1 protein-coding gene is annotated in these 471 nt (G+C 68.2%); it reads right to left on the bottom strand.

What is annotated here, in order from left to right; all coding sequences use genetic code 11:
• A partial coding sequence (locus N864_RS24420) for a hypothetical protein (RefSeq protein ID WP_205621054.1) occupies positions 1-393 on the bottom strand: 393 nt, incomplete at its 3' end.
• Between the last annotated feature and the right edge of the window lie 78 nt (positions 394-471).

Raw genomic sequence — 471 nt, 5'->3', positions numbered from 1 at the left:
GTGGGCGAGGGGATGTGTCGGTTTGAGGGCTGACGGTTGGGGGTCAGTCGGCGCGTGGGGTGCAGGTGCAGGGTCGGGTTGAGGCGTGGTGCGCACTCGACCCTCGGCATCATCCAGCCCGGTGAGCAGTCGGTCGCGACGGTGACCGGACTGACTGAGAAGGTCAACCAACGTGACGTTCGTGTGGTCTGGCACGACGGCCGTCGTGGTGTGGTCGAGCCGAGTGTGGCCGCCGCGGCTCTCTCGACGATGCAGGGCGCAGCGCGTCACGAGCAGCGCCACGAGTGTTCCATCGTCGAGTTGCTCGAGATCCACTTGGCCGGCGTCGCGCAGGGCGTCCTCTGCCGCCTCCAGTCCTGCGCCGGTGCGCAGGATTCCGACGGAGGCGTCCATCAGGGCGCGGACGCTCGGTGGGACGAGGCCATTCGACGGGCAGTGAGGTTCCGACGGTTGGTGGCCTTTCGTCGGTTG

This window comes from Intrasporangium chromatireducens Q5-1, from assembly GCF_000576575.1.
Classification (GTDB): Bacteria; Actinomycetota; Actinomycetes; order Actinomycetales; family Dermatophilaceae; genus Intrasporangium_A; species Intrasporangium_A chromatireducens.
The sequence above is the reverse complement of the archived record's forward strand: the minus strand, read 5'-3'. Positions and strand labels throughout refer to the sequence as shown.